This window comes from Georgenia sp. Marseille-Q6866 (assembly GCF_965111665.1).
On the sequence record NZ_CBCOOR010000006.1, the window covers coordinates 71,886 to 93,683 of the forward strand.

The following is a 21,798-nucleotide window of genomic DNA, read 5'->3' on the forward strand; positions in this document are numbered from 1 at the left end:
CGGATCCGCGCGCCTGATATATCTGCAGCGCCACGCAGTTTCAGCAGCGCGGTGTGCTGGCCCGGGGCGGGGGCCGGCGGGAAGGGACCGCGGCGCCGCGAGCGCGGGGCGCGGGCGCCGGGCGAGCGGCGGCGCGGCCCCGGGCTGAGCGCTGCCCGCCGCACCCAGCTGCTGAAACCGATCCGCGCTGCTGATATATCCGCAGCGCCACGCAGTTTCAGCAGCTGGGTGCGACCCGGGGCCGGGGCCGGGGGCCGGGCGCGGCGGAGCCGCGGCGCGAGCGCCGGGCGCGGGCGCGGCAGGGGCAGGGCCGCGGGCGCCGGGCGAGCGGCGGCGCGGGCCCGGTGGCGGCGGGCGGGGCCGCCCGCCCTCAGCGGCCGAGCGGGAGCTGCTCGGGGAGCTCGCCGGCGAGCGGGTCGGTGAGCTCGCTCGCGGTGAAGCGCCGCACCTGGGCGCGGTCCGCGTCCACCTCGCGCACCTCCAGGCCGCCCGGGTCCAGGCCCTCGAAGGCGCGGGCGGTGACGAGTAGACGAGACTCCACCGAGCCGACCAGCCTGTTGTAGTGCTGCACGGCGCTCTCCAGCGTCCGGCCCAGCTGCGCGGTGTGCCCCGCCACGGTGCCGAGCCGCTCGTACAGGGTGCGGCCGAGCTCGAGGAGGCGTTTGGCGTCCTCGGTGACCGAGGCGGAGGACCAGATCGTCGCCGTCGTGCGGAGCAACGCCATGAGGGAGGAGGGTGCCGTCGGCGCCACACCCTGGCGCAGGGCGTGCTCGAGCAGCACGGGGTCCGCCTCGAGGGCAGCGGCGAGCAGGCCCTCGGAGGGCACGAACATGACGACGAGCTCGGGGCTGCCCGCGAGTTGCTCGTGGTAGCGGCGCGAGGCGAGGGCGTCGACGTGCCCGCGCAGCGCCCGGGCGTGGGCGGCGAGGAGGCGCTCGCGACGGTCGGAGGCCTCGGGGTCGTCGACCGCGGTGATGGCGCTGGCCTCGAGATAGGCGTCGAAGGGCACCTTCGCGTCGATGACGAGGTACTTCTCCTCGGGCAGCCGCACGACGACGTCCGGACGGCCCGCCCCGGCGCCCGCGCGCGCCCCGGGCAGCGAGACGACGGTGGACTGCTCGAGGAAGTCGACGTGCCGGAGCATGCCGGAGGCCTCGAGGACGCGGCGCAGCTGGACCTCGCCCCACTGGCCGCGGATCGTGCCCGAACGCAGCGCGCCGGCCAGGCTCGCGGTGGTGGCGCGCAGCTCGGCATCGCTGCGCTGGGCGGCGTGGAGACGCTCCGCGAGCACCGTGTACTGCTCGGTGCGCTCCCGCTCGAGCTCGGCCACGTGCTCCCCGACCTGCGCGAGGGTCGCCCGCACCGGGGCGAGGGCGCGCAGGACGTCGTGGTCGCGGCTGGCCCGCTCACGCAGGTCCGCGCACTCCTCGGCCAGCGCTTCCGCCCGTGCCCGTGCGGCGGCAGCCTCCTGCCGGGCGCGGGAGGTGGCGGCCTCGGCGCGCACCCGGCCCAGGAGCAGACCGAGCACGAGGCCGGTGGCAAGGGTGGCTACGGCCAGGAGGATCGCCGTCGTCGTGTCCATGCCCCCAGGGTGGCAGGGGCCACTGACATCGGCGGGGAGGTCAGAGCAGGAGCGAGACGAGCGCCAGCCCGGCGGTGGCGAGCAGGAGACCAGCGGGGACGATCTCGAGGCGCTTCTCGGGACGTGCCGAGCCCGACCGGATGTGCTCCTCGATCACGCGGGCCGCGACGAGCGGGTCGCTGCCGCCGGGCACGTCGACCTCGACGGTGCGCAGCGGCGGCGGCACGGGGGACTCGCGGCGGCCGGTGGTCCAGCGGCTCAGCGCACTCCGTGCGGGAAGCGCCCACGCACTGACCGGGCGCCCGTGGGTAGAGAGCTCCAGGCCCCAGCGGGTGCCGGCGCCGGTGATGGCGGCCCAGGGCAGCCACGTGGTGCTCATGACGTTGACCACCTGCACGCCGTCGCGCTCCACGCGCACGACGGGCCGCCAGAACCCGGCCCAGCCGAGGACGGCGAGCAGGAGCGGCAGGGCGCCGTAGCGGAGCACCTCGGCCGCGCCCCCGTTGGCGGCGAAGGCGGCGAGCACGGCTGCGGCGACCACCCAGGTGGCGACGGCGTAGCCGCGGCTCGCTGCGGCGCGGAAGACGATGGCGGGCTGCACCGGCCCATCATCCCAGGCGCCCGCCGGTACCCGGTCACTGGTCCTGCGGGGGCTCCCCGGGCTGGCTGGTGACGGTGGTGAGGAGGAAGACGGAGTCCTCGAGGGCGACGACGGCGTGCCGCTGGTGGGTGAGGGCGTGCAGCTCACCCGCGCTGAGGACCGGCTCGTCCTCGCCAGTGACCCGGACCCGGCCCACGAGCACCTGGAGGCTGGCGGCGTGCGGGGCGTTGTGCTCCGCCAGCTCGGTGCCCTCGCGCAGCGCGAGGATCGACTGGCGCAGCACGCCGTCGCGCAGGACGAGCTCGGCGCTGCGGCCGTGCTCATCGGCACGGGCGGCCTGCATGTGGGAGCTGACGAGCGGCATGAGGTCAGGCATCGGTCCTCCTCGGAGCGGACAGGTGGCCCCACCGTGGCACAGGCGGCGCCGATGCGGTACCCGGGACCCTTGTCGCCGCCGCCGCGCGCTGCCATGATCCTCGGACCGTCATTGGGGACGGTCGAACAGGGGAGACCACCGTGAGGATCGTCGAGTCAGAGCTGGCGACAGTCGACCGGGCGCGTGCCTACCAGCTCGGGGACGTGCTCGTGCTGCAGGTCGCGGGCACGCGGCCCACGGCGTGCCACCTGGTGAGCCTGGAACGCGCGCTCGCCGACGTCGAGCCGCCGAGCTTCGTCGCACGCATGAGCATCGACCCGCTGGCGAAGTGCGCCGCCGTCGTGGCCGACTTCGAGGTGGCGCAGGCTTTCCGCACCGGCGGGTACCGCGAGGCCGTCGTCGTGCATCACGCGGGCGGTGAGTTCTCCGTGGAGGTGACGGCCCTGGACGCGGGCGAACGACTCGGCGTCGTGCAGGAGGGCCGCCCGCCGATAGAGCTGCCGCAGACCGAGCCGAGCGAGGCGGTGGGCTACTCAAGCAGCTGGGACCTGCAGGAGGCGATGCGCGACGCGATCGCCCAGCTGCCGCGGCGCGATGACATCTCCGACTGGCTCTACCACTACGAGGTCGTCGAGGTCGGGGCGGAGATCGGTGGCATCGCCGGCTTCAACCGGATGCGCGTCACCGTGCGCGGGTAGCACCGTCTCCAGCGGCGGCCGTGCGCCCGGTCGGCTCACGGTGCGCCCCGTCGACGGGGCACACCGTGGCTTGCGAGGTGCGCACGGTGGACCGGCCGCAAGTCCCACGTAGACTCGGTGCCCGTGGCCCTCACCATCGGAATCGCGGGACTGCCCAACGTCGGCAAGTCGACCCTCTTCAACGCCCTGACTCGCGCGACGGTGCTCGCCGCGAACTACCCGTTCGCGACGATCGAGCCGAACGTCGGCGTCGTGCCGTTGCCCGACCCGCGGCTCGACCAGCTCGCCGAGATCTTCGGCTCGCAGAAGATCCTCCCCGCGACGGTCTCCTTCGTCGACATCGCCGGCATCGTCCGCGGCGCCTCCGAGGGTGAGGGGCTGGGCAACCAGTTCCTCGCCAACATCCGCGAGGCGGACGCGATCTGCCTGGTGACGCGGGCCTTCAGCGACCCGGACGTCGTCCACGTCGAGGGCAAGGTCGCCCCCGCAGATGACATCGAGACCATCATCACCGAGCTCGTCCTCGCCGACCTGCAGACCGTGGAGAAGGCCATCCCGCGGCTGGAGAAGGAGGTCCGCGGCAAGAAGACCGACGCCGCCGTCCTCGACACCGCGCGCGCGGTCCTCGCCCTCCTCGAGGAGGGCACGGCGATCTCCACCGGCGCGCCGAAGGCGGGGCTCGACATGGAACACGTCGCCTCCTTCCAGCTGCTCTCCGCCAAGCCCTTCATCTACGTCTTCAACACCGACGACGAGGGCCTGGCCGACAGCGCCATGCAGGCCGAGCTGCGCGCGCTCGCGGCCCCGGCGGAGGCGATCTTCCTCGACGCGAAGTTCGAGTCCGAGCTCGTCGAGCTCGAGCCCGAGGAGGCGGCCGAGATGCTCGCCGACGCCGGGCAGGAGGAGGCGGGCCTGGACAAGCTGGCCCGCGTCGGCTTCGAGACGCTGGGCCTGCAGACCTACCTCACCGCCGGCCCCAAGGAGACCCGCGCCTGGACGATCCCCAAGGGTGCGACCGCCCCTGAGGCCGCCGGCGTCATCCATACCGACTTCCAGCGCGGCTTCATCAAGGCCGAGATCGTCTCCTTCGACGACCTCGTCGCCGCGGGGTCGATGGCCGAGGCCAAGGCCAAGGGGCAGGTGCGCATCGAGGGCAAGGACTACGTCATGCAGGACGGCGACGTCGTGGAGTTCCGCTTCAACGTGTAGCGGGCTGCGTCGTGCGGCAGGGTACGTACCTTGGACGGCAGTGACATGACGACGCACGAGGGCGGGACATGACGACGGACGCACGCGCCCAAATGACCGGGCCGGACGATGACGACGACCGCCGCGCGGTCACCAGGCTGGACGACCGAGGTCACCGGGTGGTGCAGCGGTGAGCGTGCGTTCCGAGGCCCGGCGCCACCGTGACGAGCTCGGCGGTGTCGTCGCCGAGTACTGGGACAAGCCCACGCCGCTGGTGATCGGCATCTTCGTGGCGGTGTGGCTGCTGTTCTCGGGACTCACCTTCATCAATCCCGGGGAGACCCTCCTGCTGGCCGTGGCGCCGACAGTGGCCTTCGCGATCCTGTTCGCGGTGGCGCTGCTGTACGTCGGCAACGAGCGGCTGCTCGTGTGCGAGCGCGGCCTGGTCATCGGGTCCTTCGCCCCCGGCTTGCGACCCTACGTGCTTCGCTACGACCAGATCGTCCCCGGCAGCGTGGTCCCGGTGACCGGCGCTCGCCGCTATGCCAGGGAGACCGGTCCCGGCGGTCCCGCGCAGTCGACTGTGCGGCGGAACGCCTGGACGCGGCAGGGCGTCCACCTCGTCGGCCCCTCGCCGAAGACCGCGCGTCGCCACCGTGCCAGATTCGCGGCGTTGCAGGACCCGCCGGCGCGCTCCGTCGACGGTCGCTGGGTCTGGTTCGCCGGCGCCGGGTCCACGCCGCCGGAGCAGGTCACCGCTCAGATCGCCCGGGCAGCTGCGGCGGCAGGAGCTGTCCAGCTGGCCCAAGCCACCGCCGCCGCGCCGGTGCGCGAGCTGACCGGGAACCCCGCCGATGCCTCACGGCAGCTCCCCGGCTTCCCTGCCGTTCCCGATCTGCGGGGCCGCGAGGTCAGGCAGTGATGGTGCCACGGCGAGAGAGGCTGCGGGCTGCAGCCAAGCTGCAGCGCGAGATGCAGGAGCAGCACGGCGAGAGCGTCGAGGGGGCGATGGCGCAGGCCTGGGCCGCGAGCGGACGCACCCACGCGGAGAGGACCTACCGTGCCGCGATGGCGCGCAACAGCGGCCAGCGCTTCTCGGTGAGCGACGTGATCCTGCCCGAGAGGCTCCTGCATCCGGAGGAGACGGTGCTCGACGTCGCGGTGGGCGGGCTGTCCGCGGACACGTTCCCGCTGCTGCTAGTCACTGATCGACGTGTCATCCTCACCATCGACCAGCCGTGGCGGCGTTGGCCAGCCAAGCGCGAGGCACCCTTGGCCGAGGTCGTCGGCGCGGAGGTCGTGCCCTTCTTCCTCCTCGGTCGGCTGCGGGTGCGCCTGAGGCAGGACAAGGACATCAAGCTGAAGCTCGGGGCGCAGGAGCGGCCCAAGGAGGTCGCCGCGCTGATCAATCGCCTGGTGAGCGGCGGCACCGCGCCGCGGTGAGGGCCGAGTGCCTCCCCGATGACAGGATTGGCCGATGACCGCGACCCTCGTGACCCACGGCCTGGCCGGCGGGCACGGCCATCGCACCCTCTTCGACTCGCTCGACCTCACCGTCGCGCCCGGCGACATCCTCGGGGTGGTCGGTGCAAACGGCGCCGGGAAGTCCACGCTGCTCAGGCTGCTCGCCGGCAGGGACGAACCTCAGGCGGGTGCCGTCACGCTGTCGCCGGCGGACGCCTTCGTCGGCTGGCTGCCCCAGGAGCACGAGCGCGTCGACGGCGAGACCGTCGCCGAGTACATCGCCCGCCGCACGGGGTGCGCGGAGGCGACGCGAGCCATGGACGCTGCGGCGGCGGCACTCGGCGACCCCTCACCCCTCGACGGCAGCGGGGTCGACCCGGCCGACGCGTACTCCGCGGCGCTGGACCGCTGGCTGGCCAGCGGTGCCGCCGACCTCGACGAGCGACTCCCGGTCGTGCTCGCCGATCTTGGGCTGGACCTCGGCGGGGCTCGACCCGAGCAGGCCCTGATGACCTCACTGTCCGGAGGGCAGGCCGCGCGCGTCGGGCTGGCGGCGCTCCTCCTGTCCCGGTTCGACATCGTGCTGCTCGACGAGCCGACGAACGACCTCGACCTCGACGGTCTCGAACGGCTCGAAAGCGTCGTCCGCGGACTCCGTGGCGGCGTCGTCGTCATCAGTCACGACCGCGAGTTCCTCGCGCGCTGCGTGACGCGAGTCTTGGAGCTCGACCTGGCCCAGGGCACGAACCGGGTGTTCGGTGGCGGCTACAACTCGTACCTGGAGGAGCGGGAGACCGTCCGTCGTCACCAGCGGGAGAAGTACGACGAGTTCGCCGACAAGAAGGCCGACCTCGTCTCGCGGGCCAGGACCCAGCGGGAGTGGTCGAGCCAGGGCGTGCGCAACGCGATGAGGAAGGCGCCGGACAACGACAAGATCAGGCGCCGCGCCTCGAGCGAGTCGAGCGAGAAGCAGGCACAGAAGGTCCGTCAGATGGAGAGCCGCATCGCTCGCCTCGAGGAGGTCGAGGAGCCTCGCAAGGAGTGGCAGCTCCAGTTCACCATCGGATCGGCGCCGCGCTCCGGGTCAGTGGTCTCCACGCTCAGCTCGGCGGTGTTCCGGCAGGGCTCCTTCGCGCTCGGTCCGGTGTCCTTGCAGGTGAACGCGGGTGAGCGGATCGGCATCACCGGGCCGAACGGCGCCGGCAAGTCGACACTGCTGCGCGCTCTGCTCGGCCACCAGCGGCCGGACGAGGGGACCGCGAGCCTGGGCGCGAGCGTCCACATCGGCGAGATCGACCAGGCGCGGGGCGTGCTCGCTGGGTCCCACCTCCTCGCGGCAGCCTTCGAGGAGCTCGTCCCGGACCTGGCGTCCGGGGAGGTGCGGACGCTGCTGGCGAAGTTCGGGCTCAAGGCCGATCACGTCAACCGCCCCGTCGACGAGCTGTCACCGGGTGAGCGCACGCGTGCCGGCCTGGCGCTGCTCCAGGCCCGCGGCATCAACCTCCTGGTCCTCGACGAGCCGACGAACCATCTCGACCTGCCAGCCATCGAACAGCTCGAGCAGGCGCTCGAGTCCTACGACGGCACTCTCCTGCTGGTGACCCACGACCGGCGGATGCTCGCCACCGTGCGGACCGACCGGCGGTGGCACGTCGACGCCGGGCAGGTCACGGAGCTGTAGGGGGCGCTGCTTCCCGGATCTCGCCCACGCCCTTGTCCGCCGGACCCGGCCCTCGCTAGCGTGCAGCGCATGGCCATCAGGCTCGACAACGTCGGCATCGCGGTCCAGGACCTCGACGCGGCCATCGCCTTCTTCACCGACCTCGGTCTCACCGTGCTCGGCCGTGACACCGTCAGCGGTGAGTGGGCGGACATCGCCGTCGGGCTGGACGGCAACCACGCGAGGATCGCGATGCTGCAGACGCCCGACGGCGCGGCGCGGCTCGAGCTCTTCGAGTACCTCCACCCCGAGCCGATCGCGACGGAGCCCACCCGGCCCAACGAGATCGGCATGCACCGGGTGGCCTTCGCGGTCGACGACCTCGACGCCGCCCTCGAGGTGGCGGGGCGGCACGGCTGCCACCCGCTCCGCGGCGTGGCGACCTACGAGGACCTCTACCGGCTCACCTACGTGCGCGGCCCGAGCGGCATCATCATCATGCTCGCCGAGGAGCTGAAGCGGACGTGACGGTGGGCTGGGCCGCGCGTGCCGGGAATGCGTATGGCGAGGTCGGTGGAACCGGGAGCGGGCCGTGATCCGCAACGTGCACGAGCGCGAGATCGCCGCGGACGCGGAGTGGGTGGGTGAGCTCATCAACTCCCTGGCGAGCAGCTCGGACCGCCTGTGGCCGCGCGACCAGTGGCCCGCGATGAGACTCGACCGGCCCCTCGGGATCGGTGCCGCGGGTGGGCACGGGCCGGTGCGGTACGTGGTGGAGGCGTTCCGGCCCGGTCGCTCCGTCACCTTCCGGTTCATCAGGCCGGTGGGCTTCCACGGCTCGCACGGGTTCTCGGTGACGGCGGTGGGAGAACGGTCCAGCGTGCTGCGGCACGAGCTGGTGATGAGGGTCAGTGGTGGGGCCGCGGTGACGTGGCCGCTGGTCTTCCGTCCGCTGCACGACGCGCTCATCGAGGAGTGTCTCGACCGGGCGGCGTCCGCGGCAGGTCATCCACCGGCGGTCCCCGCGCGGCGCTCGCGGTGGACCAGGCTGCTGCGCGGCCTGCTGTCGGCTCGTCGGCGCCGATCACGCAGCGGTGCTCGGGACGGGCGGCGTGAGAGTACGCGGCGCGGGCACCGATGACATTCCGCTGACGCGGCGGTCACTACGAACTGTGCACCAAGCACCCGACGGACCAGCGAAGGGACGACCGATGGCCCAGTACCTGCTCTCACTCCCGCACGACTCCGCCGAGGAGCCGACGATGGCGACGATGGACCCGGCCGAGCTCGAGGCCGCCATGGCGGCGGCCGGCGCCTTCATCGACGAGCTCATGGCCTCGGGAGCCTTCGTCTTCGCGGGCGGCCTGATGCCGCCGTCGACCGCGACGACGGTCGACAACACCGGTGAGGAACTGAAGACGGTCAGTGGCCCCTTCGTCGAAGCGCCGGAGTACCTCGGCGGCTTCTGGGTCGTCGAGGTCGCTGACGAGGCCACCGCCGTCGAGTGGGCGGCGAAGGCGTCCAGGGCGCTGTCCTCCCGGGTGGAGGTGCGTGCTCTCCAGGAGGCGCCGAGCGAGGGGTAGCGCCGCTGGGCGGCGGCGTCAGCGCTCGAGGGCCTCGTAGTAGCCGCTCATGGCCGGGTAGTAGTCGTCCCAGTCGACGTCCGCGGCGTCCTCGCCCGCCAGGGTTCGCGCGAGTCGCTCGACGTAGTACTCCCACCCCGGGCCCACGCTGCCGAGCGGGTCGTCACCGAGCGCCTGGGCGAACACGAGGGTCGTGACCTCCCCCTCCTGGCTGAGCTCGAAGCGCAGGTGCCAGATCCCCTCCCCGACGCCGGTGTCCGCGGCGAAGCGGTGGGGCGGGGTGCACTCGGTGATGGTGACGTCCTCGGCGTCGACGTCGTCGCCCTCGGCGGTCATGAAGAAGGTGACCTTCCCGGAGCCAGGGTCCCCCTCCCACCGTCCGATCCACCGCTCGAGGCGGTCGGACTCCGTCATCGCCGCCCACACGTCGTCGATGGGGGCGTGGAACTGACGCTCGATCTGCACCTCGCGCCCGCGGGGGCCGGTGCCGAGCCGTCCACGCGGTTCTGGTGTCGTCGTCATGATGAGCTCCTCTGGGATGGATGGTCTGACTCCGCCGTGCGACGTTCGCGCACGGTTCTGCGAACCTCGAGGTCGAGGGCTGCCAACCGTCCCTCGGCGACCGGGGGCGCGAGGGCCGGCTCGCGGACCGTGTCGAGCCGGTCCAGCAGCTCCCGGACCGGCGAGAGCCCGTCCGGGCGCAGCGCGTAGATGCGGTGGCGTCCGTGCTGGCGCACGTCCAGCAGGCCCGCCTGGCGGAGCACCTTGAGGTGCCGGCTGATCGCAGGCCGGGAGGCAGGCTCGGTCGCGGCCAGCGCACCGGCCGATCGTGCGCCGTCGGCCAGCTCCACGAGCAGGCGGCGTCGCGTCTCGTCCGCCAGCGCCTCGAACACGGTCATCCCCGAAGCGTAACGCTGCGGTTACGCAATGGCTATGGGCAGCGGCGAACTGCTGGGTCGTCAGGCGGCGCGGACCGCCGCGGCGGCGCCGGCCGGTGCTCCGCGCCAGGGTGCCCCGTGCCCCGGCAGTACCCACGAGGCGTCGAGGCCCGCGAGCCGGTCGAGGGAGGCCAGCGCCTGCTCGGGCTTGTCCGTGAAGGGAGCGGGCTGTGCACCCTCACGGCCCGTGAGCACGTGGCGCGTGGTGAGTGCGTCGCCGACGAAGACGGCGTCGGCTGCGGGGACGTGGACGGCGATGCTGCCGGGGGAGTGTCCCGGCATCCCGACGACGAGCGGACTGCCGGGCAGGTCGAGGACGTCGCCGTCGGCCACCTCGACGACCTCACGCACGTACCGGGTGCGAAGCCCGTTCTTCCGCAGCCCGTAGGCGAGGAAGCCGAGCATCGGCCCGAGCCGGGACGGTCCCATCGGCGTCTTCTGCTTCTCGCCGGTGCGCGCCCGGTGCGCGTCGGCGGCGTGGACGTAGACCGGCACTCCGGTCTCGACGCGGAGGCGCTCGGCGAAGCCGATGTGGTCGCTGTCCCCGTGGGTGACGACGAGCCCGCGCACGTCCGAGAGTGGCCGGCCGATCGCCGCAAGCTCCCGGAGCAGGTCCTTCCAGTGGCCGGGCAGGCCGGCGTCGACGAGCGTGATCCCCTCGGGGAGGTCGATGAGGTAGGAGGCGACGACGTCGTTGCCGAGACGGTGCAGGTGCGGCGCGATCTTCATGGCAGATCCTTCCGGGATAGGATGGCTACGGTAGTTAGCCATCATGGCTAACGTCAATAGCCAAGGAGAATTCCGATGCCTTCGCCCAACCGGACGACGAACGAGGAGGTCGTCTCCGCCGCGCAGGGGGTCCTCGAGAGCGCTGGCCCCGTGGGCCTCACGATGCAAGCCGTCGCGGCGCGGGTGGGCGTCCGTGCGCCGTCGCTGTACAAGCGCTTCCACGACCGGGACGCGCTGCTCAGCGCCGTCGTCACGGCCACGATCGACGAGCTGGGCGCGCGGCTCGAGGAGGCGGCGCCTGACCTTCGGGGCCTGGCGCACGCCTACCGGTCCTTCGCCCATGAGCGGCCCGAGGCGTTCCGCCTCGTCTTCACGCCCTACGCCGAGGAGGGCGCGCTGCGGCGCTCGTCGGCCCCGGTGATCCGGGCTGCCGGTGACCTCGTCGGGGAGGAGGACGCGCTCGCGGCCGCCCGGCTCTTCACCGCCTGGGCGACCGGTTTCCTCCAGATGGAGCTCGCCGGCGCGTTCCGGCTCGGCGGGAGCGTGGACGAGGCCTTCGACTACGGCCTCGAACGCCTCCGTGCCGGGCTCACCGCGCCCCGCGGCTGAGGTTCCGGCGTCGGCCCGTCAGCGACGGAAGCGGAACGGGATGGGGATGCCGCCGCAGCAGCACACCCCCTGCACCTGGGTGGCCGCCAGCATGCTTGCCGCCTGGTAGCAGGCGACGAAGCGGAGGACGGTCGGCACGACGCTCCGGGCCACGCCACGGCTCACGACGACGTCACGCACCGCGGCCGAGCACGACTGGCCGCCGTGGGCGACGAGGTGGGCGCAGGTCCACCCCTTCCGCGGGGAGAGGCGCTGCTGGTAGAGACGGATCAGGGCATCTGCGGCGCGCGTGGCTGGTCCCATCGCGTCACCGTAACGGCGGCCCCGCGCCGCGGCACGGTGAGCGCGCGACCCGCCCCGCGGGGTGGGTCTCGGCGCTGCTCGACGCCGTTACGCTGCCCGTCATGGAGCCGCCCCGAGAGCAACGCCGCCCGGAGGGTGAGCAGACCGACGTCCGTCGGCTGTCCGCTGCAGGGGTGGCGGTGCGGATCGTCGGGACGGTCGCGGCCCTCGGGGTGCTCGCCTACGGGCAGGTCGCCGACACCAACGACCTCTTCCCGCTCGGCACGCTCTCCCAGTTCGCGACGCCGCGGGACCTCGACGGCACCGTCCGGTCCACCTACCTCCTCGCGGACACCGCCACGGAGGACGGGCGGCGGATCGCGATGAACGACCGGACGATCGGGGTGGCGCGCGCGGAGGTCGAGGGCCAGCTGCAGCGGATCCTCGACTACCCCGAGCTCATGCAGTCGCTCATCGACGGCTACGCGGCGCTCAAGCCGAACCGCGAGCCCATCGAGACGCTCTACCTCATGCGCTCGATCCAGCAGCTGGAGGACGGCTACGTCGTCGGCGAGCCCGAGGAGGTCGAGCTGCTGCGCTGGGACTCGACCGCGGAGGTGAACTGACGTGCGCGCCGTCGTCGGCTGGCTCACCCGCCCGGTCCCGCTGGCCCGGGTCGCCGCGTTCCGCGCGCTCGTCTACGCCTTCGTCATCTGGGACGTCCTGTTCAACTTCGACGACGTCATCCAGCACTCCCACGTCCCCGAGCTCTACCAGCCCACCCTCCTCGCGCGGCTCGTCCACCTGCCGCCGCTGAGCACCGCGGTGTCCTGGGCGCTGCTCGCCGCGCTCCTGCTCTCCTGTGTGCTCGCCATCGCCGGTCGGGCGCAGCGCCTCGCCGGCTGGGGCGCCGCGCTGACCTTCTGGGTGTGGGCGCTGAACTCGCAGGGCTTCTCCTACGTCCAGCACGACCACATGGCGCTCATGATCGCCACCCTCGTCCTGCCGACGGTCGGGGTGGCCCACTACCGCGACCACCGGCTCTCCCAGGCCGCGGGCTGGGCTATGCGGACCGTCCAGATCGCCACCGTCCTCACGTACTTCGGCTCGGTGTTCGCCAAGTGGTCCCGCGCCGGCAGCCTCGTCACCTGGGCCAACGGCTCGGTGCTCACCTGGGCGATCGTCCGGCGCGGCTCCCACTTCGTGGAGTGGACGCTGGGCTACCCGATGCTCCTGCGCGCGGCGCAGTGGGGCTCGCTCGCGTTGGAGATCCTCTCCCCGGTGGTCCTGTTCCTCCGAGGCCGGTGGCTCTACCTCGCCATCGGCTGCTTCCTCGCCTTCCACCTGGCCACCTTCATCGCCATGGGGATTCACTTCCTGCCCACGGTGGTGTGCTGGTTCGCCTTCCTCCCGCTGGAGAGGGTCACCGAGCGGGTCGTTGCGCGTCGCGCGCGGGTGAGCAGCGTGGCGGCCTGACGGTCGCCGATCGCATCGGGCCAGGATTGTCGGGTCCGGGCGCAGCGCCGGCGCGCACGCTGGTGTGTGAAAGGAGGACCCCATGATCGGCACGCTCAACGCCCTGGTCGACCTCGTCGAGCAGAGCCACGACGAGACGCTCGATGTCACCCGGTTCGCCCGCGAGCACGGGACCACGGAGTACCACCTGCGCCGGATGTTCTCGGCGCTGGCCGGGATGCCGCTGTCGGAGTACGTGCGGCGTCGGCGGATGACGCTCGCGGCCGCGGACCTCGTGCGCGGCGAGCCGAACCTGCTCGAGGTGGCCGTGCGTTACGGCTACGGCTCGGTCGAGGCCTTCGGGCGAGCGTTCCGGGCGGTGCACGGCACGAGCCCGGCCGAGGTGCGCCGCCATGGTGGTCCGCTCAGCACACAACCCATGCTCCGGTTCCGCCTGAGCGTCGAAGGGAGCGTCCCCATGGACGTCACGATCACCGACCGCCCCGCCTTCACCCTCGCCGGCCACGCGGCGCGGGTGCCGCTCATCCACGAGGGGGTGAACCCGCACATCCAGGCGCACATCGCGTCGATCGCCCCCGAGGAGCACGGACGGCTCAAGTCGCTCGGCGACACCGAGCCCGCCGGCATCCTCGCGGTCACGGCGGGTCTCGAGCCCGACGCTCCGGAGGGCGCCGAGCTCACGTACCTGCACGCCGTCGCCCTGCGCGCCGAGGCAGCGGTCCCAACGGACCTCGACTCCCTGCCCGTGGAGGCCGGCACGTGGGCGGTGTTCCACTCGAGCGGGCCGTTCCCGGACGCCCTGCAGCAGACCTACGCGGCGACGGCGACCGACTGGTTCCCCTCCAACCCGTGGCGGCTGCGTCCCGGCCCCTCGATCCTGCGCTACCTCGAGCTCACTGACACCCACGCCACCTGCGAGATCTGGATGCCGATCGAACGGGGCTGACCCGCGGCCTGGAAAATGTGAAGTTCCCTGGGCTCATTGCGCTCCATTGGCGACGGCGTGTCCATAGGCTTCCGTCATTCCGCCTCTGAAGGGGGCTGCACGTGCGATACGTCGTCTCGTTCCTCCTCGTCACCTCTGGCGTGCTCGCGGTCGTCGCCGACTGGCAGCGGTGGCACCCGGCGTGTGCGAGCGGTTTCGACTCCGACAGCTGTGTCGAGCGGCAGAGCGACTGGTACGACTACGCGCCGCCGGGCGAGTCATGGATCCCTATCGGCACCACTGCCCCGCTCATGGCGACGAGCTACGTGCTCATGGCTCTCGTCGCGCTCGCACTGTTCCGCGCGACGCGGCCCGGCTGGTGGACCTGGGTGGTGGGAGCGGTGTTCGCCGTCCCGTTCGGCGTGGTCGCCGCGGACATCTTCGCGTCGGCGTCCGAGGGGTCCGCGGTCGACGTCCCCGGGACGGTCGCCACCTGGCCCGTCCTTGCGGGCCTGTGGCCGTGTGCCCTCCTGGTCCTCGCCGCAACGGGGCTCGACCGCCCGGGTCGGGCCTGGCCGCTCGTCGTCGTCGCGGCCTGCCTGACCCTGGCGTCGCCGCTCGCGCTCTACTTCACCGCGGCGATCGTCGCGAACTACATGTCGCACGACACCTCGCCGTGGTCACAGGCGATCGGCGGGGTGCTCACCATCATCGCCGGGTTTGCCATGCTCCGGGTGCGGCCGGTCGGTTCAGAGGTGCGCGAACCGGCCCTGGTGGCCTGACCGACCGCCGGCCGTCACCGCGCCAGGTGCCGCCGCAGGAACTCGATCGCGGCCGGGTAGGCGTCCTGCCGGTTCTCCCGCTTCGCCAATCCGTGGCCCTCGTCCTCGTAGACCCGCAGCTCGCAGTCGATGCCGCGGCCGGCGAGGGCGTCGCGGATCTGCTGGGCCTCGCTGAGGGGCACCCGCGGGTCGTTGGCGCCGTGGATGACGAACAGCGGCGCGACGATGTCGTCGAGGTACGTGATCGGCGACGCGGACTCGAGGAAGTCGCGGTCCTCGGCGAGGCTGCCGTACTCGCGCTCCCGGTAGGCCACCCGGTAGGGCGAGGTGTTCTCCAGGGAAGTGACGAGCGAGCTCATCCCGACGATGTCGACGCCGGCCGCCCACCGCCCCGGCTGCATCGCCACACCCGCGAGCACCATGTAACCGCCGTAGGACCCGCCCCACAGTGCGCTCCGCGCCGGGTCCAGCCCCTGCGAGGGCAGCCACTCGTGGATCGCGGCGAGGTCGGCCACCGAGTCGAGGCGCAGACGGACGTCGTCGAGGGAGTACCAGCGCTTGCCGTAGGTCGTCGAGCCGCGGACGTTCGGGACGAGCACGGTGAGCCCGGCCGAGACGAGCGCCTGGACCACCGGGCTGAAGCTCTGCATCGACGCGGACTCCGGCCCGCCGTGGATGAGCAGCACCGACGCGCCCTCGAGCGCGGCGTCAGCGCCAGCGGGGGAGTAGCGGAACAGCGGCACCTCCTCGCCGTCGGGCGTCGGCACGCGGTGCACCGTGGGCGCGGCGAGCTGCCCGCGCAGGTCCCCGGGCACCTCGACGGCGGCGAGCGAGGTCGACGCGCCGGTCGCCACGTCGACGAGGTGGAGGCTCGACGGGTCCGTGGGAGTCGACAGCGTGACGACGACGCGCCGCTCGTCCGCGGCCCACACGACGTCGGGCACTCCCTCGCCGGGCAGCTCGACGTCGCAGCGGAAGGCGCCGTCGCCGTCGTGCACGGCGAGCGTGACGACGCCGTCGTGCACGGTTCCGACGACCATCGCGCGTCCGGACGGGGAGGCCCACAGCCGTAGGTCGTGCGACTCGTCGGTGACGAGCCAGCTCCAGTCCCGCCCGTCGAGGGAGACGCGGGCGACGCCGGTGAACTCGCGCTCGTGGTTGGACTCGACGAGCAGCGCCTCATCGCCAGGAGCCCAGGCGACCTGGGAGTGGCGGGCGTGCTCGTCGGGGTCGGTGACGGCACCGTCGCCGACGGCGCGCGGCCCGGACACACGCACGAGCGTCGAGGCGGGCCGCAGGCTGAGGCCGGTCACCGCGACGGAGCCGTGGTCGTGGGAGACGGCGGCCGCGGCGACGTAACCCCCGCCGTCGTGCACCACCCGCTCCTTCGCGGTCGCGAGGTCGCGGACGACGACGTCCATGTCGACGCCGTTGCGGCGGTTGGTGTGGAAGACGAGCGAGTCGGCGGTGACGTCCTGGAGCACGTGCATGTAGCGGCGGTCGTGGACGAGCGGCGTGAGTCCGTCCAGCGCCACCGGCTCGGTGGGCGGAGCGGTGAGGTCGAGGAGCGAGAGCTGCATGAGCTCGTCCCCGTCGGTGTCGTGCTGGACGACGACGGCGCGGCGGCCCGGGACGTACCGGCCCGAGCAGCGGCTCGGCAGCGCGGTGAGCGGCGTCCGGGTGCCGTCCGGCGCGATCTCGACGAGCTGGACCGTGCCGAGCTCGTCGTGCCCGGCGAGGACGCGGCCGGCGTCGTCGACGTCGAAGGCGACCCACGTCCGCAGGTCGAGGAGGGAACGGACGACGGTCTCGGTGTCGGTGCTCACGCCCTCGAACATAACCCCGGCTCACTAGGGTGTGCCCATGCGCGAGGTTCCGGGACGGCTCCAGGTGGTGTGCGGGCCGATGTTCGCCGGGAAGTCCGAGGAGCTGCTGCGGCGAGTGCGCCGCGCGCAGCTCGCCGGTCTCGACGTGGAGGTCGTCAACCACTCGTGGGACGAGCGGCACGGGGTTGGGCGGGTCGCGTCCCACGCCGGGCTCAGCATCCCTTCCCGCGCGTCGAGCGACGTGCCCTCGCTCGAGGCCGTCCTCGCCGACCGCACGCCGGACCTCCTCGCCATCGACGAGGCCCAGTTCTTCGGGGACGGCCTCGTGCCCGTGGTCGAGGCACTCGTCCTGGCGGGGACGACCGTCGTCGTCGCCGGGCTGTGCGTCACCTTCGACGGCCGCCCCTTCGAGCCGCTGCCCTCGCTCATGGCGCTCGCCGACGACGTCACCAAGCTCACCGCCGTCTGCGCCGTGTGCGGGCGCGACGCCCCCTTCCACGTCCGCACGGCCGCCGGGGAGGTCGGTGACGCAACCGTCCCCGCGACCGAGCACGTCGGCGGCACCGAGGCCTACGAGGCGCGGTGCCGCCTCCACCTGCGCGGCTGAGCGGGACGCCCGCTTTGGGCGGGCCTGCGGGGACGTTCTAGATTCGGGCGCGACGCCGCCCGGCGTCGTCACCCGAGAGGACGCCGTGCCCCACCGGACGCTCGACCTGCCCCGCCGCACCCGGCTGCTCGCGGACGACCTCACCCGCGCCTGGCTCGTCGCCCCCGTCCTCGCCGTCGCCGCGCTGCTCGTCACGCTCACACCGGTGCTCGACGTCCCCGACGACGAGCGGGCGCTCGCCGTCGTCCTCGTCCTGTACGGCGTCCTGCTCCTCGCCTACCCCGCGCTCACCCTCCTCGCCTTCGCCGGCCTGTCGGGGGCCGCGCTCACGGCCGCGCTCGGCGAGGCACGCCGTCGCCAGCTGCGCCGGCCACGGTGGCTGCGGTGGTCGCTGGGGTGGCGGGACGACGCCGTGGGCGGGGACGGCCCGTCGTGGCCGGTCCTCCTCGCGCTCGGCTCCCTCGTCGTCGCGGTCTGGCTCATCGTCTCGGAGTCGATGCGTGACTCCGGCTTCCTCGTCGCCGCGAGCATCCTCATGATCGTCCTCGCGTGGGGCGGCAGCCTCGTCGCCTACGCCGTGCACACGGCCCGGCTCGACGCCGTCGGCGGTGGCCTGCGCTTCCCCGAGGACGGGACAGCGGGGGAGCAGGAGCGTCACTTCTCCGACTACCTCTACCTCGCCCTCGGCGTCCAGGCCGCCTTCGGGCCCGCGGACGTGCAGGCGACGACGGCGCGCATGCGCCGCACGCTGGCCGGCCACATGCTCGTCGGCTGGGTGTTCAACACCGTCGTCCTCGCCGCGCTCGTGTCCTTCCTCGTCGGCCTGGGCTGAGCGGGGCCGGAGGAATCCGGCTGTCGGCGGGAGGGGTGTGGGCGCCTGAGCTGAGCGGGGCCGGAGGAATCCGGCTGTCGGCGGGAGGGGGCGGAGAGATCCCGCTGCCGGGGGTGCTTGGGTGCGTCGGGCGGGCGGAATCCGGCTGTCGGCGGAGGGGGCGGCTGGGGGTGGTGTGCCCCGGGTGGGCGGGTCGTGGGAACCTGGGAGGACCGACTTCTGCTCCCGACCGGGCGACCCCCGAGGAGGCGTCATGACGACCGCGACCCCCACCGACGAGCACCCGGCCACCCCGCCGGACGTGGCCGGCCTCGTGGAGGACGCCGTCGCCCTCGCCGAGTCCTGGCTCGCGGCCACCGAGGAGGGGCAGACCCGCCAGGAGCGCGCCGCCTCCAGCCAGCTCGCCGCCCTCGTCAGCGACCCGGAGGGCCTGGACCTCGCGATCAGCTTCGTCGACCGCGTCGCCCGCCCGGAGGACGAGGAGGTCGCCGCCCGGGAGCTGTCGCGTATCTCCGCCGGCGCCGCCGGCTTCCTCGGCCCGATCGACCGCACGCTCCTCGGGGCAGGCGCGCTCGCCGCCCCGCTCGCCCCCCGGCTCGTCGTCCCGCTCGCGCGCCGCCGCCTGCGCCAGATCGTCGGCCACCTCGTCGTCGACGCCCACGACCCCGCGCTCGCCGAGCACCTCGCCCGCGCCCGCCGCGACGGCTTCCGCCTCAACATCAACCTCCTCGGTGAGGCCGTCCTCGGGGAGGACGAGGCCCGCGCCCGCACCGAGCGCACCCGCAAGCTCCTCGAGCGCGACGACGTCGACTACGTCTCCATCAAGGTCTCCTCCCTCGTCTCCCAGATCTCCACGTGGGACACCGCCGGCACCGTCGAGCGCGTCCTGGACCGCCTGCGCCCGCTGTACCGCGCCGCCGCGGCCCGCAGCCCGCACGCCTTCGTCAACCTCGACATGGAGGAGTACCGCGACCTCGACCTCACCCTCGAGGTCTTCACCCGGCTCCTGTCCGAGCCGGAGTTCGCCGACCTCGAGGCCGGCATCGTCCTGCAGGCCTACTTGCCCGACTCCGTCGCCGCCCTCGAGCGGCTCGTCGCCTTCGCCCAGCAGCGCGCCGCCGCCGGGAAGGCCGGGATCAAGGTGCGCCTCGTCAAGGGCGCCAACCTCTCGATGGAGCACGTCGAGGCCGAGGTCCACGGTTGGGAGCAGGCGCCCTACGCCACGAAGGCCGACGTCGACGCCAACTACCTCCGCCTCGTCGAGCGGTCCCTGCGCCCCGAGCTCACGGGTGCGCTGCGCCTGGGCGTGGCCTCCCACAACCTCTACGACGTCGCCCTCGCCCACCTGCTCGCGGAGCGCCGCGGCGTCACCGCGATGCTCGACGTCGAGATGCTCCAGGGCATGGCCCCGGCCCAGGCCCGCGCCGTCAAGGCGGCGGTCGGCACCGTCCTCCTCTACACGCCCGTCGTCGCCCCCGAGGACTTCGACGTCGCCGTCTCCTACCTCGTGCGCCGCCTGGAGGAGAACGCCCAGCCGCAGAACTTCCTCCGGGCCCTCTTCGACGGCGACGACGGCGCGGGCGAGGCGTCCATGGCCGACCAGGAGGCCCGCTTCCGGGCCTCCGTCACGGCGATGGGCACCGTCTCCGCCGAGCGTCGCCGGACCGCGGACCGGCAGCCGGCGGGCACGTCCTTCGACAACACGACCGACGCCGACCCGGCGCTGCCCGAGGTCCGCGCCTGGGCGCGGGAGCGGGTCCGCGCCCGTCCCGCCCCGCTCACCTCCCCGGTGCTGCGCACGACGGCGGAGGTGGACGCCGTCGTCGCCCGCGGCCGGGCCGCCCAGCCGGACTGGCTCGCGCGCCCCGCCACCGAGCGGGCCGCGCTCCTGCGCCGGGCCGCCGACGAGCTCGAGGCGCGCCGCGGCGAGCTCGTCACGCTCATGGTCGCCGAGGGCGGCAAGACGATCGAGCAGGCCGACCCCGAGGTCTCCGAGGCGGTCGACTTCGCCCGCTACTACGCCGACCGCGCCCTCGAGCTCGAGACCGGCGCCTCCCTCCACACCGACGGCGCGCGCTTCACCCCGCACGTCCTCACGCTCGTGACCCCGCCGTGGAACTTCCCGGTCGCCATCCCCATCGGCGGTGTCCTCGCGGCGCTCGCCGCGGCCAGCGCCGTCGTCATCAAGCCGGCTCCCGCCGTGCCTGGCTGCACGGAGACGGCGGTCGCCGCCCTCCACGCGGCGGGGGTCCCCGACGACGTCGTCCAGGTGGTCCGGGCCGACGAGAACGAGGTGGGCCAGGGGCTCGTCGCCCACGACGACGTCGACGCCGTCGTCCTCACCGGCGCCGCCGAGACCGCCGAGCTCTTCTGCTCCTGGCGCACCGGCCGCCCCGGCGGGCCACGCGTGCTCGGCGAGACGTCCGGCAAGAACGCCCTCGTCATCACGCCCGCCGCCGACTACGACCTCGCCGTCGCCGACCTCGTCAAGAGCGCCTTCGGGCACTCCGGGCAGAAGTGCTCCGCGGCGTCGATCGCGATCCTCGTCGGCTCGGCCGGGCGCTCGGAGCGGCTGCTGCGCCAGCTCGTCGACGCCGTCCGCTCCCTGCGCGTGGGCTGGCCCACCGGCCTCGCGGCGACGATGGGCCCGGTCATCGAGCCGCCCACCGGCAAGCTGCGGCGCGCGCTCACCACGCTGGAGCCGGGGGAGCGGTGGCTCGTGGAACCCCGACAGCTCGACGGCACCGGGCGGCTGTGGTCCCCGGGCCTCAAGGACGGTGTCGCGCCCGGGTCCTTCCTCCACCTCACCGAGTGCTTCGGGCCGGTGCTCGGCATCATGCGCGCCGAGACCCTCGACGAGGCCATCGAGCTGCAGAACGCCACCGCCTACGGGCTCACCGGCGGCCTGCACTCCCTGGACGAGGAGGAGATCGACCACTGGCTCGAGCGCGTCGAAGTGGGCAACGCCTACGTCAACCGGCACATCACCGGCGCCATCGTCCAGCGGCAGTCCTTCGGCGGGTGGAAGTCCTCCGCCGTCGGCCCCGGCGCCAAGGCCGGCGGTCCCAACTACGTCGCCCAGCTGGGGGAGTGGGCGATGGACGGCCTGCCGGCCCGCACCGCGGAGCCGTCCGCAGCCGTGCGCGCGGCGCTCGCCGACTACGCCGCCCTCGTCCCTGACCCCGCCGAGCGGACCTGGCTGGAGAGCGCCGCCGGCTCCGACGCCGCCGCGTGGGAGGCCGACATCCGCCACGCGCAGGACCACACCGGCCTGCGCGCGGAGTCGAACGCCTTCCGCTACCGGCCAGTGCCGCTCACCGTGCGCACGGTGCCCGGCGCCGCTGCGGTCGAGCTGCTGCGCGTCCTCCTCGCCGGTGAGGCGGTGGGCGCGGAGGTGCGCGTGAGCCTGGACCCGGTGACGAGCGCGGCGCTCCGTGCGCTGCGCGGGCGCGAGACCCATGCCGGCCTGCGCCGTCTCGGCGGGCACGTCACCCGGGCCGAGACCGACGCCCAGTTCCTCGCGCGGGTCCGCGAGGAGGGATCGAGCGGGTGCGCGTCGTCGGCCCCGGTGCCGGAGCGCTCCTCGACGCGCTGTGGTCACCCCAGGTGACGGTGCTCGACGGCCCGGTGCTGGCGACGG

At 73.3% G+C, this 21,798-nt stretch carries 24 protein-coding genes; 16 read left to right on the forward strand and 8 right to left on the reverse strand.

The window, feature by feature from the left end:
• Positions 1-370 precede the first annotated feature (370 nt).
• From ACWPXV_RS07180 to ACWPXV_RS07190, 3 genes are read right to left on the reverse strand one after another with little or no spacing between them, the layout of a single operon-like run.
• Positions 371-1,582, reverse strand: a complete 1,212-nt coding sequence (locus tag ACWPXV_RS07180) for a DNA recombination protein RmuC (protein WP_454084594.1) — start codon at positions 1,580-1,582, stop codon at positions 371-373.
• Between the two features lie 40 nt (positions 1,583-1,622).
• Complete coding sequence (locus tag ACWPXV_RS07185; protein WP_454084595.1) at positions 1,623-2,183, reverse strand: PH domain-containing protein; 561 nt, start codon at positions 2,181-2,183, stop codon at positions 1,623-1,625.
• Positions 2,184-2,217: 34 nt separating this feature from the next.
• Positions 2,218-2,559, reverse strand: a complete 342-nt coding sequence (locus ACWPXV_RS07190; RefSeq protein WP_454084596.1) for a cupin — start codon at positions 2,557-2,559, stop codon at positions 2,218-2,220.
• A 140-nt stretch (positions 2,560-2,699) separates the two neighbouring features.
• Here ACWPXV_RS07190 and ACWPXV_RS07195 point away from each other — a divergent pair, with 140 nt between their 5' ends.
• From ACWPXV_RS07195 to ACWPXV_RS07230, 8 genes are all read left to right on the forward strand, one after another.
• Entirely contained in the window at positions 2,700-3,257 is a 558-nt protein-coding gene (locus ACWPXV_RS07195; RefSeq protein WP_454084597.1) for a hypothetical protein, read from the forward strand.
• A gap of 123 nt (positions 3,258-3,380) precedes the next feature.
• Positions 3,381-4,466, forward strand: coding sequence for a redox-regulated ATPase YchF (gene ychF / locus ACWPXV_RS07200; protein ID WP_454084598.1), 1,086 nt, complete (start codon positions 3,381-3,383; stop codon positions 4,464-4,466).
• A gap of 169 nt (positions 4,467-4,635) precedes the next feature.
• A complete protein-coding gene (locus ACWPXV_RS07205; protein WP_454084599.1) occupies positions 4,636-5,367 on the forward strand; it encodes a hypothetical protein in 732 nt (243 codons plus the stop codon).
• Positions 5,368-5,417: 50 nt separating this feature from the next.
• Positions 5,418-5,888 carry a PH domain-containing protein gene (locus ACWPXV_RS07210; RefSeq protein WP_251839689.1) on the forward strand — a complete coding sequence of 157 codons (471 nt, stop codon included), beginning with the start codon at positions 5,418-5,420 and terminating at the stop codon, positions 5,886-5,888.
• 34 nt (positions 5,889-5,922) lie between these two features.
• Positions 5,923-7,590 (forward strand): ABC-F family ATP-binding cassette domain-containing protein, encoded by a 1,668-nt coding sequence (locus ACWPXV_RS07215; RefSeq protein WP_454084600.1) that lies wholly within the window; start codon positions 5,923-5,925, stop codon positions 7,588-7,590.
• 69 nt (positions 7,591-7,659) lie between these two features.
• The gene (locus ACWPXV_RS07220) at positions 7,660-8,097 is read left to right on the forward strand and encodes a VOC family protein (RefSeq protein ID WP_454084601.1); all 438 of its coding nucleotides are present in this window, start codon (positions 7,660-7,662) and stop codon (positions 8,095-8,097) included.
• A 64-nt stretch (positions 8,098-8,161) separates the two neighbouring features.
• Positions 8,162-8,710 carry an SRPBCC family protein gene (locus ACWPXV_RS07225; RefSeq protein WP_454084602.1) on the forward strand — a complete coding sequence of 183 codons (549 nt, stop codon included), beginning with the start codon at positions 8,162-8,164 and terminating at the stop codon, positions 8,708-8,710.
• A 70-nt stretch (positions 8,711-8,780) separates the two neighbouring features.
• Positions 8,781-9,152 carry a YciI family protein gene (locus ACWPXV_RS07230; protein ID WP_454084603.1) on the forward strand — a complete coding sequence of 124 codons (372 nt, stop codon included), beginning with the start codon at positions 8,781-8,783 and terminating at the stop codon, positions 9,150-9,152.
• Between the two features lie 18 nt (positions 9,153-9,170).
• On the opposite strand, the gene ACWPXV_RS07235 is transcribed toward ACWPXV_RS07230, so the two are convergent.
• The 3 genes from ACWPXV_RS07235 to ACWPXV_RS07245 are packed head-to-tail and all read right to left on the reverse strand — an operon-like array spanning position 9,171 to position 10,819.
• Positions 9,171-9,674: an SRPBCC family protein gene (locus ACWPXV_RS07235; RefSeq protein WP_454084604.1), complete on the reverse strand. Its 504-nt coding sequence runs from the start codon at positions 9,672-9,674 to the stop codon at positions 9,171-9,173.
• Positions 9,671-10,051 carry an ArsR/SmtB family transcription factor gene (locus tag ACWPXV_RS07240; protein WP_454084605.1) on the reverse strand — a complete coding sequence of 127 codons (381 nt, stop codon included), beginning with the start codon at positions 10,049-10,051 and terminating at the stop codon, positions 9,671-9,673. The genes ACWPXV_RS07235 and ACWPXV_RS07240 overlap by 4 nt, the downstream gene beginning before the upstream one ends.
• 60 nt (positions 10,052-10,111) lie before the next feature.
• Complete coding sequence (locus tag ACWPXV_RS07245) at positions 10,112-10,819, reverse strand: MBL fold metallo-hydrolase (RefSeq protein ID WP_454084606.1); 708 nt, start codon at positions 10,817-10,819, stop codon at positions 10,112-10,114.
• 75 nt (positions 10,820-10,894) lie between these two features.
• Here ACWPXV_RS07245 and ACWPXV_RS07250 point away from each other — a divergent pair, with 75 nt between their 5' ends.
• Positions 10,895-11,428: a TetR/AcrR family transcriptional regulator gene (locus tag ACWPXV_RS07250; RefSeq protein WP_454084607.1), complete on the forward strand. Its 534-nt coding sequence runs from the start codon at positions 10,895-10,897 to the stop codon at positions 11,426-11,428.
• A gap of 18 nt (positions 11,429-11,446) precedes the next feature.
• Here ACWPXV_RS07250 and yidD read toward each other — a convergent pair whose 3' ends face one another.
• The gene (gene yidD, locus ACWPXV_RS07255) at positions 11,447-11,731 is read right to left on the reverse strand and encodes a membrane protein insertion efficiency factor YidD (protein WP_454084608.1); all 285 of its coding nucleotides are present in this window, start codon (positions 11,729-11,731) and stop codon (positions 11,447-11,449) included.
• Positions 11,732-11,832: 101 nt separating this feature from the next.
• Between yidD and ACWPXV_RS07260 the strand changes: the two genes are divergently transcribed.
• From ACWPXV_RS07260 to ACWPXV_RS07275, 4 genes are all read left to right on the forward strand, one after another.
• Positions 11,833-12,336, forward strand: coding sequence for a hypothetical protein (locus tag ACWPXV_RS07260; protein ID WP_454084609.1), 504 nt, complete (start codon positions 11,833-11,835; stop codon positions 12,334-12,336).
• A 1-nt stretch (position 12,337) separates the two neighbouring features.
• Positions 12,338-13,186, forward strand: coding sequence for a hypothetical protein (locus ACWPXV_RS07265; RefSeq protein ID WP_454084610.1), 849 nt, complete (start codon positions 12,338-12,340; stop codon positions 13,184-13,186).
• 82 nt (positions 13,187-13,268) lie between these two features.
• Positions 13,269-14,132: an AraC family transcriptional regulator gene (locus tag ACWPXV_RS07270; RefSeq protein WP_454084611.1), complete on the forward strand. Its 864-nt coding sequence runs from the start codon at positions 13,269-13,271 to the stop codon at positions 14,130-14,132.
• 101 nt (positions 14,133-14,233) lie between these two features.
• Positions 14,234-14,893: a hypothetical protein gene (locus ACWPXV_RS07275; RefSeq protein WP_454084612.1), complete on the forward strand. Its 660-nt coding sequence runs from the start codon at positions 14,234-14,236 to the stop codon at positions 14,891-14,893.
• Positions 14,894-14,907: 14 nt separating this feature from the next.
• On the opposite strand, the gene ACWPXV_RS07280 is transcribed toward ACWPXV_RS07275, so the two are convergent.
• Positions 14,908-16,719, reverse strand: coding sequence for an alpha/beta fold hydrolase (locus tag ACWPXV_RS07280; RefSeq protein WP_454084613.1), 1,812 nt, complete (start codon positions 16,717-16,719; stop codon positions 14,908-14,910).
• 37 nt (positions 16,720-16,756) lie between these two features.
• On the opposite strand from ACWPXV_RS07280, the gene ACWPXV_RS07285 reads away from it, so the two are divergent.
• From ACWPXV_RS07285 to ACWPXV_RS07295, 3 genes are all read left to right on the forward strand, one after another.
• Positions 16,757-17,326, forward strand: coding sequence for a thymidine kinase (locus ACWPXV_RS07285; protein ID WP_454084614.1), 570 nt, complete (start codon positions 16,757-16,759; stop codon positions 17,324-17,326).
• Between the two features lie 85 nt (positions 17,327-17,411).
• A complete protein-coding gene (locus ACWPXV_RS07290) occupies positions 17,412-18,158 on the forward strand; it encodes a DUF1345 domain-containing protein (protein WP_454084615.1) in 747 nt (248 codons plus the stop codon).
• A 253-nt stretch (positions 18,159-18,411) separates the two neighbouring features.
• The gene (locus ACWPXV_RS07295) at positions 18,412-21,768 is read left to right on the forward strand and encodes a bifunctional proline dehydrogenase/L-glutamate gamma-semialdehyde dehydrogenase (protein ID WP_454084616.1); all 3,357 of its coding nucleotides are present in this window, start codon (positions 18,412-18,414) and stop codon (positions 21,766-21,768) included.
• Positions 21,769-21,798: the final 30 nt, after the last annotated feature.